Here is a 17021-nt window from a genome sequence, read left to right as displayed (position 1 = left end):
AAAGGCTAAGTCAGCGTTGAGGTGAGTGAGTCAATCTTTATGGTGCTTGCCGTGGGTCAATATCCCACAGCAGGATAATCGGGAAACCAGTGCAAGTCTGGTACTGCCCCCGCAACGGTGATTGGTGAGAGTCAGGTGCGCAACTCGATTGCGTTAATCATCTAGACTCGCGTGTGCTATGCCATTGAGGTCTTAGCACCACAGCCTTAGTCCGGAGACCGGCCTTAAAGGTGATTTCGATGATTTCGGTGGGCAGATCTCGAAATGTAATATAATACCGCTTGTTGGCATACGCTAAGAATTGATCTGTAGATTTGCCAACAGTCGTCATCTATATTGCGGCACTTTTGCCCCATTTTTCCTTTCAGGAGTTAAAGGTAAATGGGTACTAAACCAACAAAAATTGCATTGCTATTAAGTGCATTCTTCAGTGTAGTCAGTGTGAATGCTATGGCAGCAGACTCAGCGGCTTCATCTTCTTCATCTTCAGCAATCAGCATGGATGAAACCCTAGTGGTTATTGGTCGTAATGCTGCTAAGCCATTAAATATTGCTGCCAACGTCAATGTGATTGATGCTGCTGACATTCAAATGAGCGGCGCGACTAACTTAACCGATTTATTACGTGGACAATCTGGTATTCAGGTGTCGGATAATAATTCGGGAACAGTATTTTCTATGCGCGGATTTTCAGCTTCGCAAGCGGCGAATAACACCCTGATTTTAGTCGATGGACGCAGACTGAATAACATTGATATTGCAGCACCGAGTATTGAATCTATTCCAATTAACTTAATTGAGCGAGTTGAGATTCTATCTGGTAGTGCAGGTGTGTTATATGGCGATCAAGCTGTTGGCGGCGTTATCAATATTATTACTAAAGCACCAACAGAAACCAGTGGTGGCATACAAATCAGCGGTGGCAGTTTTGACACTTATGAAGCTAAAGGTGATATTTCGGGTGCTATCAATGATGCATGGCGTTACTTTTTAGCGGCGAGTTATAACAAAAGTGATAATTACCGCGACAATAACGACAATGACACCAGTTCTATTTTAGGTCGCATTCAGTATCAAACTGACGTAGAAGACTTTTTTGTCGAAGTTAATTATTTTGATAATGATCGTCAAGTACCAGGTGCACTGACCTTAGCGCAATATCAAGCCAATCCTCGTCAAGTGGCTCCTTTTTCTGAGGGTGAATTCACTCATGAAATGACCACCGCATTACGCAGTGGCTATCAGTACCAGTTAAATAATATTTGGGCATTGAGTGCCGATTTAACCTATTCTGACACGTTAATCACCAGTCTGTTATATGGCAGTGAAGGGCGAATTGAGCGTGACTTATTAAGCTTTTCGCCTAAAGCGACCGCCAATTATCACTTAGATCATGGCGACTTGAATTTGGTCACCGGCATTGATGTGAGTACAGGTGAAGCAGATTTTGATACGGCTTCTATTCAACGCAATAATAAACAGACTCAACGTAGTGCTTATGTTCAAGCATCAGTGCCTATTACCAAGACATTATCTTATGTAGTAGGTGGCCGTTACTCGGAAGTGACTGACGATTTGTATGATCAGTTACTTTATCCAAACCGTATTGAAATTGATAATGACGCCCATGCACTTGAGTTTGGTGTTAATTATCGTCCGAGCAGCGAACATCGTTTTTATGTTCGTGCTAATGATAACTTCCGCTTTGCCAAAGTCGATGAACAAGCTTATACACCGTTGACAACTCAGGGGTTAGATCCACAAACGGGTCGCTCTTATGAAGCGGGTTGGGATTATACCACTACCACTCAAACATTGAAGATCAATGCTTATCAACTTGAATTAGAAGATGAGATTGTTTACGAAGGTGGTCGTACCGATGGTCCTTATGGTGGCGGTGCTAACGTTAACGCTGATAAGTCGCGTCGTTTTGGTATAAGCACGGCTTATGATGTGCAGCTTTCAACGAATTGGTTATTAGGTGCGTCGTACGACTATATTGATGCAGAATTCACTCAAGGCGAGAACGACGGTAAAGCATTATCTTGGGTGGCCAAGCACTCTGGTAAAGCTTATATGAGTTACGATATATCTGCTCATTGGCAAGCGTTTGTTGAAGGTGTTTACACTGGCGAGCGTTACATGGAAGGCGACAACAGCAATACTGGCGATAAGTTAGACAGTTATGTATTAACCAACCTTGCGTTGAATTACAGCTATGTAGGGTGGAGTGCCAGTTTACGTATTGATAATTTACTTGATGAAGACTATGTCGGCACAGGGTATTACTCTGCTTATGGCAGTGGCTATTATTCAGGTACTGGTCGTTCAATTAGACTTACAGCGGGTTATCGTTTCTAGATAATTCGGTTGATCAAGTCTTAGTCACAACAGCCAGTAAATTATTACTTATGAAAGCCAGTAAACTATCGCTGGCTTTCGTTTTAATATACCGTTAAATTGATTAACAGTGTGTTAATTTTAAAAAGGTAATCGATAGATATGACGAGTCTTGAGCAACAAGTTTTTACTCAAGTTAAAGCTATTATTAGCAATGAAGAGCAAGTCATTGGTCGTCGTGGCATATTAATTCCATTAAAAAAAGCCCTGATTAACGAAGCTGATATTAGAATCGTAATCGACATAGTCTCTGCTGATCCGGCATTGGCTGCACACTTGTTATTGCGCAGTAATAGCGCCCATTCAGCTGGAATGATATCGACTAAAAGTCGCAGTGTTAAAGATTGCTTAATTCGTTTAGGCCAAGTGAATATCTATCGATATGCATTTTCATTTTATCTTAAAGAACGCCTTGATGAACTTTCTGAACCTTACAAAAAATTAGTTCAAGGTTATTGGGCCTTAAATGAAACGATTGCAGATGATTGTTTAGAACAGTTACGTGAGCAGATTGAAACCGGTGATAACATCAAAATTGATGCGGATGAAATGCAAACCTTAGCATTATTTAGTGTTTTTGGTCAGGTGATTGTATTAACGGCTTTTGCCTATTTAAATGCAGAGCTGTCTCGCCCCGTGTCACTAAAAGTATTAAAATCACTGATTGATAACCAGCAACAACAATTATCCCTTGATGCATTTGATGCATTAGGATTGGATGACGATTTACGCGAAGAATTTTTAATTGCCCATAACTTACGCCAAACACAAAACCCTGATTCTCCAGGACTTGTGCTTCGACGCGTGTTATCTAAAAGAGGTTTATTAATCAACCCGCTGTAAATTTATACCTTCACTTGCTACCAGCTCGAGCCACTGTTGGATTAAATTTGCATTAGTGGCATCGCGGCGATACGCGCCAAACAATGGACGTTTTAGTCCTTCTGCGCCTAATTTTACCGCCGTAAGACTCAGCCCCTGACTTTCTCGGATAGACCAAGTTGGTAGGGTGGCTACGCCGTCATTACAGGCAACTCGCTGCAATAACATTGAGGTCAAGTCGCATTGTTTTTGCTCACCAGGTTCAATACCCGCGGGCTCTAAAAAGTGTTTGTATATGTCTAAACGCGCGAGAGGCACTGGGTAACTGATTAAAGTTTGCTTTGCCAATTGAGCTGGCGTTACAAAGGCTTGTGCCGCTAATGCGTGATCACTGGCAACGACTAACTTTACTTCAAAATCAAATAGATGTTGATAAGCTACGCTATGTCCAGGTACTGGGTCAGAGGTGAGCACTATGTCTAAACTCCCTGTTTCCAGCGCATTGAGTGAATCAAATAAATGACGACTTGAAATATCAATTTGAGCTGCTGGCGCATATTGTTTAAATTGTTCAATAACCGGCATTAACCAACGAAAACAACTGTGGCATTCAATGCCGAGCTTAAGTTGGTGGCTTTCACCCTCTAAACCGCGCTTAAGATCAGATTCGGTTGCAATCACTTTCGGTAAGATTTCTTCCGCTAAATTCAGCAGACGTGAACCTTCGTGAGTAAACGTTAACGGTTTACTTTTACGAACAAAAATAGTTGAGTTAATCCGTGTTTCTAACTCTTTTATTTGATGAGAAAGCGCCGACTGGGTTACAAATCGTTTTTTAGCTGCACCCGCTAAACTGCCACTTTCCTTTAACGCCATCAAGGTGCGAAGGTGTCTAAGCTCTATCATTTTCTCTCCACATGAATCTTGCTCAACTAGCCGATGAAATCAATTCGATTGCTTGACAGCAGAGTAGCACAATAAACTTCTAGACGTCCAGACGCCTATGCGGGTTTTTCTGCATAAATGGCTATAAATTTTGCTTCAACGAAAAGGAAAGCAGCATGAAAATTTCAAGTTTAGGATTTCCCCGCATTGGACGTCAGCGTGAATTGAAGTTTGCACTTGAGCGTTATTGGCGCGCAGAAATCTCATTATTTGAACTGAAACAGGTCGCCAGTGAATTAAAAAAAACGCATTGGCAGTGGCAAGCAGATGCCGGCGTTGAGTTAGTTCCAGTAGGCGACTTTGCTTATTACGACCAAGTATTAACCCTAAGTGCCACCTTAAATGTGATCCCAGATCGCCACCGAGCTACTCAAGCCGATGGCAGTCAAGCGCCTATCGATATAGACACCTTATTTCGTGTTGCCCGTGGCCGATCGCAAACTGGCCAACATGCTTGTGCGGCAGAAATGACCAAGTTTTTTAACACTAACTATCATTATCAAGTGCCTGAATTAAGCGCTGATCAAAGCTTCGAGATTGCCTTTGAACAGTTGTTTGATGACGTCAGTGAAGCGCAGCAACTCGGTCATCAAGTAAAACCGGTATTGCTTGGCCCAGTGACGTATTTGTATTTATCGAAAAGCCTGACTGAGTTTAACAAGCTATCGTTATTACCGCAGCTACTGACGGTTTATCAGCAGATTTTGCAACGTTTTGCAGACCAAGGTGTGAGTTGGGTACAACTTGATGAGCCAGTATTAGCCGCAGACTTAACCGAGGAGTGGCAGCAAGCCATTCGCCACAGTTATCAATTTTTAGCGCAACAAAAGCCGGCATCATTGAAGATATTACTTGCCAGTTATTATGGCTCTATTGGCCATCATCAAGCATTGGTGAGTGCATTACCGGTTGATGGTTTGCATCTTGATTTAGTCACAGCATCACAACAAGTTGAGGCGTTTATCAAAGCGCTCGGCAGCCAACAAATTTTATCGGTTGGAGTAATTAATGGTCGCAACGTGTGGGCTGCCGATGTTGATGTTATTGCTGATCAGCTGGCAGAATTAGCGACCACGTTGGGCGATCGTTTGTGGATTGCACCTTCATGTTCATTGTTACATTGTCCGGTTGATGTTGACGTCGAGACGCAATTGATCAGTCCGTTACAGGGACAATTAGCATTTGCCAAACAGAAACTGTTTGAACTTAGTGACATTCAGCAGCTAATTAACGATCAAGATTCACAAAGCAGCCAAGTGATTATTGATCGTTGCCAGCAAAGGCGTTTAGCCAAAGCTGCTGCAGCTAATCAAGAGGTTGTTCAACGTGTGTTACAGCTTACTGCGAGTGATTTTGAACGTCATAGCCCTTTTGCTCGGCGTATTATTGCTCAGCAACAGAAGCTAGCACTGCCATTACTTCCCACAACCACCATAGGCTCATTTCCGCAAACGCCTGCGATTCGTGGTTTACGCAAACGCTGGCGTAAAGGCGAAATCAATGACACTGATTACCGATTACAGCTTGAGCAAGTCACTCAGGACACCATTTGTCGTCAACTTAAACTCGGTATTGACGTATTAGTGCACGGTGAAGCTGAACGAAATGACATGGTGGAGTATTTTGGTGAACAGCTCGACGGTGTTGGCTTTACTCAATTTGGTTGGGTGCAAAGTTATGGCTCTCGTTGTGTAAAACCACCGCTAATTTATGGTGATGTATCACGTCCTAAGCCGATGACGGTTGATTGGGCTACCTATGCGCAAAGTTTAACCGACAAGCCTGTCAAAGGCATGCTAACAGGCCCAGTGACCATCTTGCATTGGTCGTTTGCTCGAGAAGATATCCCTCGTCAAGATATTGCCAATCAACTTGCGTTAGCGGTGCGCGATGAAGTGATCGATTTAGAAAAAGCCGGCATTGGCATTATTCAAATTGACGAGCCAGCATTTCGTGAAGGTTTACCGATTAAGCAGAGCCAGTGGGCAGATTATTTAACTTGGGCAGTAGATGCCTTTAAGTTGTCGGCGGCTGGTGTAGACGATGCAACTCAAATCCATACTCACATGTGTTACAGCGAATTTAATGACACCATTAATGCCATAGCGGCTATGGATGCTGATGTGATCACCATTGAAACTTCGCGCTCACGGATGGAATTATTGAATGCGTTTGAAGATTTTTGTTACCCGAACGAAATTGGTCCTGGGGTGTATGACATTCACTCGCCCAATATTCCAACGGTAGCCGAAATGGTTGACCTTATTACTAAAGCTTCGCAGAAAGTGCCGGTGAAACAATTATGGGTTAACCCTGATTGTGGTTTAAAAACCCGTACTTGGGATGAAGTAGAGCCAGCGCTGCGCAATATGATTGCAGCGACTAAAGTGCTTCGACGCCAATGTTAATTAGCATGATGCTGCTCACAATGGGTCATTGTGCTCCACCAGCTGATCGCTGGAGTGCAGAACTCTGTGATTAACTTCTCAACCTTGTGATACTGGCTGATGGGGTATTCACTGCGGACTCATTGAGCCTATTTGCTGTGAACTGAGCCATTATTGACTACACTCAAAATACGTCTTTCAGTTAACAAAAGGAGCGATTATGAGTCACACTTATAAAGTCATTGAGCTAGTGGGTTCATCACCGATCAGTTCAGATGAGGCGATCAAAAATGCGATTGCAGAAGCCAATAAAAGTTTATTACATTTGCGCTGGTTTCAAGTTATCGAAACCCGTGGTCACTTGGAAGAAGGTTTAGTGGCTCACTGGCAAGTCACCGTTAAAGTGGGTTTTACCTTAGACCCTAATGCTTAGTTGTCGCATGTTGTTTATGCATCTCTGGGTAGACCCTTTTGGATTGATCTGATCACTCGTTGAGTTTTACGTGAAAGCGCCGACTGTGGCGCTTTTTGTATTTGTTGCACTAATGCCCATTCAATATGTTCAAGCACCATGCCATCTACTTCATCACTGTGTTTACGTTGCTCTAATGCACTAATAATGGCCGGATTAGCCGGAGCATTACCTAATGCTATCGCGATATTACGTAACCAACGTTTATGGCCAATTCGGCGAATCGCGCTGCCTTCTGTTTGGCTTAAAAATTGGCTTTCAGACCACGCAAATAGAGTCAGTAAATCGGGTTGAATAAGCGCACTGCGAGTATGAAAATCTGTCTCTTGGGTCAGTGGTGCTTTAGCATTAACTGGGCACACGAGTTGGCAATCATCACAGCCATAAATACGATTGCCGATGAGTGGACGAAACTCTTCTGGAATAGCGCCCTGCAATTCAATGGTTAAGTAAGATATACATCGCCTTGCATCGACCACATAGGGTTCGACAATCGCATCTGTTGGGCATGACTTTATGCAGGCTACGCAAGTGTTGCAGCCTTCTTCGATTGGGATATCTAACGGCAAAGGTAAGTTAATTAATAACTCGCCGAGGAAAAACCAACTGCCGGCATCAGGGTGTAAAATGAGTGAGTGCTTGCCCGTCCAGCCTAGTCCCGCTTTATCGGCTAATGGACGTTCTAAAATCGGTGCAGAGTCAACAAACGGTCTAAAATCTGTGTTGTGAAAGTCGGATTGTTGGCAATATTGATGAATTTTATCACCGAGTTTTTTAAGCCGTTGGCGGATTAATTTATGATAATCACGTCCACCGGCATAGCGAGAAATATAACCAAGGTTGGGGTCGGTTAAATTACTGGCAAAGCCAGCGTCAGGCGGTAGATAATCCATCCGGGCACAAATGACTCTAATGGTTCCTGGATGTAATTCAGCGGGTCTAGCCCGCATCATTCCATGATTAGCCATGTAAGCCATCTCACCGTGGTAACCTTTATCTAACCAATCTTGTAATACTGCCTCATGTTGGCTTAAGTCGACATCAGCAACACCAATATGAGCAAAACCAAGTTCTTTACCCCAAAGCTTGATCTGTCTATTGAGCACATCAAGCTGAGCTGCGGTCAATGGGCAGGGCTCGGGGATTGAATTGATCTCAGGATCGGTAATTGGATCAGGCGTTAATACTGGGGTCGTTGTTGTCATAACACTATCATTAAGTAAACACATGGAAATTATACGCGTTTTACTCGGCTTTGACACAATTTCGGCCGGCAGCTTTGGCAGAATAGAGCGCTTTGTCGGCTTTTAGCAATAATGGCGACAACTCTGTTTCATTGGTGTAACTGGCGACTCCGGCACTGATTGTTTGATGCAAATTAGGCGAGATTTGTGACCAATCATATTTTGCTATGGTCTCGACTAAGCGATTAGCAATCTCAATGGCTTTTGCTTTGTCGATATTAGGTAATAAAATCAAAAACTCTTCACCACCAACTCGACCAATCACATCAGTGTCACGCATCATGCTTGTACTAATTGCCGCTAGTTTTACCAGTACTTTATCGCCCATATCGTGGCCTAATGTATCGTTAACGGCTTTAAAGTTATCAGCGTCAAATGAAATCAATGATAATGGCGTGGATGATTGCTGAGCGATTTTTAAAAAGTAATTACCTTGAGAATGTGAATCACGTCTATTGGCTACTTTGGTCAGTTCATCGGTGAGCGCTAAACGCCTAAACAGTCGTTTTCTGAGCAGTTGTTTGTAGGCGAAGATAGATACAATCACTAAAATGATCGCGACTAAGCTGATAATAATGATCTGCATGTCTTCATTGCGCTTCATGATGTCCAATTGCAGCTGTTTTTCTTTATCCCTTTGAATAAGCATTGTATTTTCAGTTTGAATCTTGTTGTTATCAAATCGAGCTTGCATCTCCGCATTGCGCTCTGAAAGTACTTTTTTGTCATATGATAGATGTGACTCGACAAACAATTTTAGGGTTTCATACGCCAGTTGCCATTGTTGTGAGGCTTGATATATTTCGCTTTTTAGCTGCAACACTTGATTGAGGCCACGGATATTATTACTGAAATTAAATGCTTTTTCAGCCTGGTCAATATCGATTAATGCTTGCTGATAAAGCTCTTGCTGGTAATGCACCTTGGCCATAAATAAATTCATGTAGCTATAACTGTTATCATTTTTGGGTGTAATCACCTTTTGAGCATCATGCAGAATCACCTCAGCGTCTTTAAGTCTATTTAAGCTGATTAAGTTACCGGCAATACTAATAGATGCATCCGCAGCAGCAATGGGGTTATTTTCTGTTAACCAAAAATCGCGCGTTTTTTGGAAGCGTTCAATGGCTTCTTCATAACGTTCAAGCTTCTCTAATGACAGCGCAATTTGATTATTGGTGAGATTGGCTTCATAAATCTGTTTATTTTTGAGATAACTATTTTCGAGTTTTATTTGATATGTTAATGCGGTCCGGGCATCGCCAAAGCGGCGATAACTATTGGCCAGCTCACCTAAATTAACATTTGCCCAATAAGTTAAATTAAGAGACTCATATAAGTTTTGCGCTGTAATAAGATCTTCAAGTGCTTCAGAAAAATTACCTAAATAAGATAGGATTGCACCTCTAGTGCTTCGGCCATCCGCAATCAAGCGCGGGTCTTCAAGTTTATAAGCATTAAGTATCGCTGTATTTAGGTCGGCAAATAAGCTGTCACTTTCTCCCTGCGCATACAAAAACCAAGCCTTACAATACTGCAGATCAATCTGGATTAAAGAGGGGGCTGGCTGACGATATATTTGCAGGTATTTATCGGCATATTTAACCGCGGCTTGCATTTCTTCCGTTGTGTTCGCCGGCAAACTCCAGCAATTAAGACGTATATAGAGTTCTTGGCGAATAATATCGTCATCCGACAAGATACTTTTATACTCGCTGAGTAATTTACGATTATCTTCATCGGATATAAAGTTACCACTGTCTAATAGTGTATAAATTTCATCGGCGCGTAAATTCTTCACTGGATTAGCATAAGCAATGCTGCTAAATCCAATGGCACAGACAAGCATAATGATATGAATAATGCTGCTTAGCTTTAAAGTGGGCAAGGATGCATTTTCTCAAGTTGTTATTGTTAATTCTATGTGACAAAGACTAACAGACTTCGACTTGAAAAGTCTTGTGATTAAATTATAGCCTTGCATTATTGTTCAATAATCTTATTTTTATCAATATGTTAATCTTATTCACTGTTAAGGGTATTTTTCTGGCGACTCAGGGCTATTTGCATTCAGTTATCTAGACGAGTATAAAGACGCCTTTGGAAATAAACAGAGATAGAAATGTTGCAGAGAATTGTGCAATTTATCGGATTAAGTTTGCTGATAGCATTATCGCCTTGTCATGCTGAAGGAAGCCTGGAAACATCGGGTGACGCTTTGCACATATTACTTCCGGCCACTGCATTGGCAGGAAGTTTAATTGTCGAAGATGATTATCAAGGTGCTTGGCAATTAGTTAAAACCGGTGTATCAAGTCGATTGTTAGTTGAAGCACTGAAATACGGTATAGAAAAAGATCGCCCAGATGGCAGTGGTAATGATTCATTTCCATCTGGTCACAGTGCCGATACCTTTGCTGCAGCGACATTTATCAACCAGCGTTACGGCTGGAAATATGGCATTCCATCATATGCGGTAGCTTCTTATGTAGCATATACGCGTGTTGCCAGTGATCAACATCATGTGGAAGATGTATTGGCTGGCGCTGCCATTGGTATCGTGGCGGGGTGGTATTTCACCGACCCTTATAAAGGGATTAGTATTGTTCCAATTGCCTCATCAGACACTTACGGCGTGTACATTAGTGGCAGATTTTAGAGAGAAAAACATGACAAAAGTTGACCCGCAGTATCAAGAAGTCGCAAAACAAATTTCGTATAACGTAGCCAATAAAGTGTTGCCGATGGATAAGTTACCTGAAACCTTGCTTGAGGCTTATGAAGGTTTGTTTAGCGAACTTATTGACGACAAAGCCAATACGTTTGCCAATGCATGGAATGGTTTGCCAGCGAGTGCGCAAAAGTTAATGACTAAAGCGGAGTTTCATGGCTTTTACATTGCCAATGCGTGGATGCAGTTAAGCCGTGTTGCACAAGAAATTGCTGATAGTGCCGACTCTGAAGAAGAAATGAACAATAATGAATATGATGGTGTATTTGGCCGTTTAGCCGAGCAATCATTGAGAGAGTGTATACGTAAGCTTAAAAAAGCGCGTACTGACAGACCATTATTGAATAGCTTTAAATTAGTCATGTCTGCCTAATTTTGTGCACTTAAGTTTGGCGTTGCCAGATATATAAGCCAAAGTTTATGGGCAGATAAATTGATTGTTTGCTAGAAACAAAAAATCCCAACTCAGGTTGGGATTTTTTATGGTTAAAGATAACTTAAACTTACTTATCAATAAGTTAGAATGACGTACGTTTGTAACGACGGTATTCAGGTTCCCAGAAGTTAGCTTCAATTGATTGCAGCAGTAATTCATCAGTGCAGGGCAGTGCCAAACCTTGATCAATGGCGGCTCTAGCAACAGCAAAAGCAATATATTTACTGACAGATTGAATATCTTCTAAGCGTGGCAATAGCGACCCAGTTCCCTCTTTACCTAGAGGTGAACACTCTGCTAATGCACGGCTAGATGCCATGAGCATTTCGTCAGACACACGCTTCGCGCCGCAAGATAGTACTCCTAAGCCAATGCCAGGGAAGATAAAGCTATTATTACATTGCGCTATCTCAAAGGTCTCATCATTCACAACGACAGGTTCAAATGGACTGCCTGTTGCTACTAATGCTTGGCCTGATGTCCAATGCAAAATATCTTTAGGAGTCGCTTCAACGCGGCTCGTTGGATTTGATAATGGGAATACAATTGGACGTTTACAATGCTTGTGCATTGCTCTAATGATTTCTTCAGTGAATAAACCTGGCGAACCAGATACCCCAATGAGTACAGTAGGTTTAGCGTTGTTCACAACATCAAGTAACGAAATATTGTCGCTGTAATTTTCCCATGCTTCAATCGTAGAGCAAGGTTGAGCTAACTTTTGTTGGAATGGTAATAAGTTAGGCATGTTATCAAGTAATAAGCCCCAACGATCAACCATAAAGACTTGTGAACGAGCTTGTTGTTCACTAATGCCCTCTGAAACCATTTGTGCCACAATCGCTTCAGCAATACCGCAACCCGCACTGCCCGCACCTAAGAAGGTAATCCGTTGTTCGCTAAGCTTACTCTTCGCCGCTTTAGATGCCGCAAGAAGTGACCCAACAGTAACTGCTGCTGTACCTTGAATATCATCGTTAAAACTACAGTATTGATCTTTATAACGCTCAAGCAATGGCATGGCATTTTTTTGCGCAAAATCTTCAAATTGAATTAACGCATCTGGCCAACGACGGCTCACAGCCTGCATGAAAGCTTCAACAAATTCAGTATATTCTTCGCCGCCAATACGTTGATGACGCCAGCCCATGTACATAGGGTCTTCGATTAAATGCGGATTATCGGTACCCACATCTAATGTTACTGCCAAGCAATAGGCCGGACTAATTCCGCCGCAGCTGGTGTAAAGTGATAACTTACCAATTGGGATCCCCATACCGCCAATACCTTGGTCACCTAAACCGAGAATACGTTCTCCATCGGTAACCACAATGACTTTCACTTTTTGGCGAGTTGAGTTATTTAAAATATCATCAATGCGATCTTTATTCGGATATGAAATAAATAAGCCACGGTTACGACGATAGTTTTTAGAAAAGCGTTCACAGGCTAATCCTACCGTAGGCGTGTAGATAATCGGCATCATTTCGCTAATGTTATTACGTACTAAACGATAAAATAGGGTTTCGTTAGTATCTTGAATATTGCGTAAATAGATGTGTTTATCGAGATCATTGGTGAAGTTTTTAAATTGTTCGTACGCACGAGAAGCTTGTTCATCAATGGTTTCAATAACCCAAGGAATGAGGCCTTCAAGATTAAAAAATACCCGCTCTTCTTCACTAAATGCGCTGCCTTTATTAAGCAGTGGTGATTCAAGAATGGCCGGGCCAGCAAAAGGAAGATAGAGGGGGCGTTTGTTATCGTCCATGGGGAACCTTAATGTGTTAGATCCAGTTAGATCATTATTAGAATAGGGCTGGTTTTCTTACGATTATAGATTATCACGTCTGATCTTTTTTGTGGTCTGTTAAGTGAGTCAAATCACATTATTCTTAAGTATTTTTATTCATCTCTCATTTTTGGTTGTTTATATGTAAACGCTAAAAACAAAAATGCGTAGCCTAAGCTACGCATTCATAAAGCATTATCTCAATATCTAGGCGAATATTACTTGCCGCGATGTTTGACTGATAAACCTTTGACGAAGTTTCTTAACACTTGGTCACCACATGGCTTATAGTTTTTATTATCTGGGTTACGGAATAACGCACCTAACTCAGATTTAGTCATCGAAAAATCGGCTAACAGTAACGTGGCAATAATATCTTCTTCACGCATTTCAAGTGCAACGCGTAATTTTTTGAATATTAGATTGTTGGTCAATTGCTTCAAAGGCGCTGGCACTTCTGCTCCAGGCTTTAAGCCACGATTTTGAATGATCAAACCATCTAAGAATTGGCACATTAATGTGTCATTACATGCTTGATAACCTTCTTCTTCCTCTTTTTTCAACAGCGCAATAATCTGCTCTGAAGACATGTCTACATTGGCTTGGCTGAAAATGTTAATCATTTTGGCATTTGAATAGTCAAACACAAAGCGAATACGGCGAAGAATATCGTTGTTAATCATAAGGCTCTCTGGCGCGGCGGCGCATAAATGGTTTAGGTCAATTGACGAAACACTATTATAGCGAGAAATCATTGATCCGTCAGATTATTCGTATGTGGTTAATTGTTTTCTTACTGCTTGGCGTATCTTGTCGTGTAGACCAAAAACACGCTCGATATTATCCAGATCCCACGAGGTGTTTTCCAATATCACAACGGTTAATTGCGATTGCGGATAATAGAGCATTAAGCTGATGTATCCCGGAATATAGCCTGAATGACTGTATTCAATTAAGCCTGCTTGTTGGCTGATTTGCAAACCATAGCCATAGCCTACCTCTCCCCAACGATGCAGCCTGATAGTACTTGCATGGGTCATGGCGTGATAGCTTGTGGCAGATAAAAATTGGCCTTGATGTAAACCATTTACAAACTTAACCACAGCAGCACTACTGGCTTGCATGCCGCCAAATGTAATGAAGTCAGGGTCTACCGTAAAATCAGTTAATTGTGTCCGCTGCTGCTGTTGCTCGGTATAGCCATCAACCAAGCGTGTTTGCTTAGCCTGACGCTGCGCAATTGAACCGGTATTAGCTTGGAGATCAAGCTGATTGGTTAGGGCAAATTGACTAACCAATTGCCCATAAGGTTGTTGGTAAACCTGAGTTAATATATCGCCAAGCAATTTATAGCCATAGTTTGAGTAACTAAACTGGCTGGCAGGTATAAATTGAGACCCGGCATTAAGACTCGGTGATTTAGGCGGTGTGATTCCTGAAGTATGATTTAACAGCTGACTAATCGTGATTGGGTGTTCGGTGATGATCTCAAGGTAATCTGTGATGTTATCGCTTAATGCTAACTTTTTCTGATCCACCGCCTGTAATACAAGCGTGGCGGTGATCGTTTTAGAAATAGATCCAAGCATAAATATGCTGTCTGGTGTTATGCCGATACCTGCTTGGTAATTTACATAACGGTTATGATTGTCGCTTATGGCAATGCTACCGCTAAACGGTCTTGAATCCTTATCTATGATGTTTTGCACATCCGCTGCAGTTAATGCAAATGCACTGAGTTGAAATGACACTGAGGTTACTGTTAATGCCAGTAACAAACGGGTGAATTTTTGTAAGCCAGTTAAGTATTTACACCATTGTGATGTGATCATTTTGTGAGATACCAATAAACAAATAAGATAGCGAAGCCAACTAAATACCATAAACCAATCCACGACAGCCCCACCATAACACGACCATAACGATGCTTTTCCGCTAAGGTGTTACTAGTCATTAACCGGAAGTTAAGCCAAGCAAAAATAACTGTGGTCATAAAAGCAAGGATCATTACAAATTCTAGCAGCGGTAATAAGGCCCCTTTAAAGAATAGAATAAGTAATAAACCAAGCGCACTGATCCCGAGCATGATGGGGGTTAAATAATTGCGTGTTGATGTGGTGTTAGACAACAATTTCCAGCCCATCTCGAGTGTGCGGCTGTAGCCATCTATCACAGTCACTGTGGTGCTAAAAATACATAAAAACGCCACAATGCCAATTAAGTAACGGCTTTCATTACCCATAACTTGGCTATAAAGGGTGATCAATTGTGAGGCAAATGCCGCGCCTGAATCAGAAAAACGCTCACCACTGCCGTGCATGACTAATGCGCCTAGCGCTAAAAATACAATCGCCAATACAGCCGTGGTGACATAGCCTAAATTAAAATCAAAAATAGCCTGCTTGGCGGTCACCGTTTGGGTTTTACGTTTTTCTATTAACCATAACGAGTTCCAAGTGCTGACTTCTATTGGCGCGGGCATCCAACCCATCATCGCCACTAAAAAACCGACATATGCCCATTGCCAGGGAGATTCGCTGATCACTGGAGTGCCGAATCCGCTATGACGATTAAAGGCCAATGCTACGGCGACTAGGGTGGTGAGTGTAAGAGCTAGCATGATAATTTTGGTCATTTTATCAAGCAGTTTGTAGTGGCCTAAAATCAATAGTGCTAACGAGCTGGCCAATACAATTAGCGCTAATAGGTCAATAGATAGCGGAATAAACTGAGTTAACATTGCCGCCGTTAACATGCATACCCCAGCGGTACTGGCAATGGCAGCAATCACATTGAGCCCGGTAAACAGCATCAAATATCCACGGCCTTGCTTATGATAGCCATGCAATAAACTTTCATCAGTGGCTGCAGTGTAGCGAGCGCCAGCAGCGAAGAAAGGGTACTTAACGATATTGACTAATAAAATGAGCCATGCCAGTTGCCAACCAAATTCGGCACCGGCTCGAGTTGAGGCGACTAAATGAGAAGCGCCAATCGCGGCGGCGGCCATTAAGATTCCAGGTCCAGTGGCTTTAAAAAGTGTGCTTGCGCGAGATATCCACGGTAAGTCTGATGCAGTTTGTTGCTTAAGCATAATAAAAAAACCTAGTTTGATGGTTTAGCGTTTAATGACTGTTCTATGCGCAATAAAGTGGCATTCATTTGTTGCAGGTGGTCGAGGATTAGTACATCGGTATTTTCATCGGCAGGGGCGTTACCTTTTTGTGCCATGATTTTTGACTTTTGTGCCAGTACTTGAGATCTAAAGTGAGTAACATCTATAACGCCCGTTAAGCTAATCAATGCGCCTGCAGAAGATTGTCCCGCGGTTTCTATGGTCAGTTTATGAAGGTCAAACATACGCATAATAGGACCTTGAATAAGTGCCATGTCGGTGATTTTATCCAATGGAACGGTATTTTCAGTCCGTGTGAATAAGCCTTTGCGCACAATCAGTTTCTGCTCGGTTAGTTCAGCACTCATATTATTAATGTAATGCCTAGTCGCTAATAGTCCCAATGGAAACCATAGTAATAACAATGGAATACCAATAAAGCTAAGGATAAACACTAGGCTGCCAGACAACAACCAATACAGGCCTAGGTTTGCGTGGAAGTGGGCACTAACTAGTGTTTTATCGCTCATATGACCTCCTTGTTAAATAGATTTAAATTCACTTTTTTTAACTATTTATTCTTGATTAAGTGATTGGTTACATTTACATTAAGCCATTGTATTGACTTTGTTAAATTTTAACCTAAGTTGGATGTGTCAATCCAACAAAGTTGTCAG

Annotated in this window: 14 protein-coding genes and 1 riboswitch; of the genes, 6 read left to right on the top strand and 8 right to left on the bottom strand. The window is 42.0% G+C overall.

The window, feature by feature from the left end; translation table 11 throughout:
• Positions 1-23 precede the first annotated feature (23 nt).
• A riboswitch (cobalamin riboswitch) is annotated at positions 24-242 on the top strand.
• A gap of 139 nt (positions 243-381) precedes the next feature.
• A complete protein-coding gene (locus ACED29_RS08700) occupies positions 382-2361 on the top strand; it encodes a TonB-dependent receptor (protein WP_371697480.1) in 1980 nt (659 codons plus the stop codon).
• Positions 2362-2502: 141 nt separating this feature from the next.
• Positions 2503-3243 carry an HDOD domain-containing protein gene (locus tag ACED29_RS08695; protein WP_182697495.1) on the top strand — a complete coding sequence of 247 codons (741 nt, stop codon included), beginning with the start codon at positions 2503-2505 and terminating at the stop codon, positions 3241-3243.
• On the opposite strand, the gene ACED29_RS08690 is transcribed toward ACED29_RS08695, so the two are convergent.
• Complete coding sequence (locus ACED29_RS08690; RefSeq protein ID WP_182722685.1) at positions 3226-4128, bottom strand: LysR family transcriptional regulator; 903 nt, start codon at positions 4126-4128, stop codon at positions 3226-3228. The genes ACED29_RS08695 and ACED29_RS08690 overlap by 18 nt on opposite strands.
• Positions 4129-4283: 155 nt before the next feature.
• On the opposite strand from ACED29_RS08690, the gene metE reads away from it, so the two are divergent.
• Both metE and ACED29_RS08680 read left to right on the top strand, forming a co-directional pair.
• Positions 4284-6575 (top strand): 5-methyltetrahydropteroyltriglutamate--homocysteine S-methyltransferase, encoded by a 2292-nt coding sequence (gene metE / locus ACED29_RS08685; RefSeq protein ID WP_371697479.1) that lies wholly within the window; start codon positions 4284-4286, stop codon positions 6573-6575.
• 199 nt (positions 6576-6774) lie between these two features.
• Positions 6775-6987, top strand: a complete 213-nt coding sequence (locus tag ACED29_RS08680) for a dodecin (RefSeq protein WP_124015561.1) — start codon at positions 6775-6777, stop codon at positions 6985-6987.
• 14 nt (positions 6988-7001) lie between these two features.
• On the opposite strand, the gene queG is transcribed toward ACED29_RS08680, so the two are convergent.
• Together queG and ACED29_RS08670 are read right to left on the bottom strand one after the other, a co-directional pair.
• Positions 7002-8231, bottom strand: a complete 1230-nt coding sequence (gene queG, locus ACED29_RS08675; RefSeq protein ID WP_182755045.1) for a tRNA epoxyqueuosine(34) reductase QueG — start codon at positions 8229-8231, stop codon at positions 7002-7004.
• A 40-nt stretch (positions 8232-8271) separates the two neighbouring features.
• A complete protein-coding gene (locus ACED29_RS08670) occupies positions 8272-10158 on the bottom strand; it encodes a diguanylate cyclase (RefSeq protein ID WP_182741330.1) in 1887 nt (628 codons plus the stop codon).
• A 234-nt stretch (positions 10159-10392) separates the two neighbouring features.
• Between ACED29_RS08670 and ACED29_RS08665 the strand changes: the two genes are divergently transcribed.
• Together ACED29_RS08665 and ACED29_RS08660 are read left to right on the top strand one after the other, a co-directional pair.
• Entirely contained in the window at positions 10393-10929 is a 537-nt protein-coding gene (locus ACED29_RS08665; protein ID WP_124015564.1) for a phosphatase PAP2 family protein, read from the top strand.
• Positions 10930-10939: 10 nt separating this feature from the next.
• A complete protein-coding gene (locus tag ACED29_RS08660) occupies positions 10940-11374 on the top strand; it encodes a DUF3069 domain-containing protein (protein WP_124015565.1) in 435 nt (144 codons plus the stop codon).
• A gap of 145 nt (positions 11375-11519) precedes the next feature.
• On the opposite strand, the gene ACED29_RS08655 is transcribed toward ACED29_RS08660, so the two are convergent.
• The 5 genes from ACED29_RS08655 to ACED29_RS08635 all read right to left on the bottom strand — a co-directional run bounded on the left by ACED29_RS08655 (position 11520) and on the right by ACED29_RS08635 (position 16874).
• Positions 11520-13208: an NAD-dependent malic enzyme gene (locus ACED29_RS08655; protein ID WP_182697490.1), complete on the bottom strand. Its 1689-nt coding sequence runs from the start codon at positions 13206-13208 to the stop codon at positions 11520-11522.
• A 239-nt stretch (positions 13209-13447) separates the two neighbouring features.
• The gene (locus tag ACED29_RS08650; RefSeq protein ID WP_371697478.1) at positions 13448-13912 is read right to left on the bottom strand and encodes a DUF1456 family protein; all 465 of its coding nucleotides are present in this window, start codon (positions 13910-13912) and stop codon (positions 13448-13450) included.
• Positions 13913-13996: 84 nt separating this feature from the next.
• Positions 13997-15061, bottom strand: coding sequence for a serine hydrolase domain-containing protein (locus tag ACED29_RS08645; protein ID WP_371697477.1), 1065 nt, complete (start codon positions 15059-15061; stop codon positions 13997-13999).
• Complete coding sequence (locus ACED29_RS08640; protein WP_182697488.1) at positions 15058-16323, bottom strand: Nramp family divalent metal transporter; 1266 nt, start codon at positions 16321-16323, stop codon at positions 15058-15060. The genes ACED29_RS08645 and ACED29_RS08640 overlap by 4 nt, the downstream gene beginning before the upstream one ends.
• Before the next feature lie 11 nt (positions 16324-16334).
• Positions 16335-16874, bottom strand: a complete 540-nt coding sequence (locus ACED29_RS08635; RefSeq protein ID WP_371697476.1) for a PH domain-containing protein — start codon at positions 16872-16874, stop codon at positions 16335-16337.
• Positions 16875-17021: the final 147 nt, after the last annotated feature.

It is taken from the genome of Shewanella sp. 5S214, from assembly GCF_041439795.1.
GTDB lineage: Bacteria > Pseudomonadota > Gammaproteobacteria > Enterobacterales > Shewanellaceae > Shewanella > Shewanella vesiculosa.
Note: the sequence above shows the minus strand (reverse complement) of the source record. Positions and strands in the feature narration are given on the sequence as shown.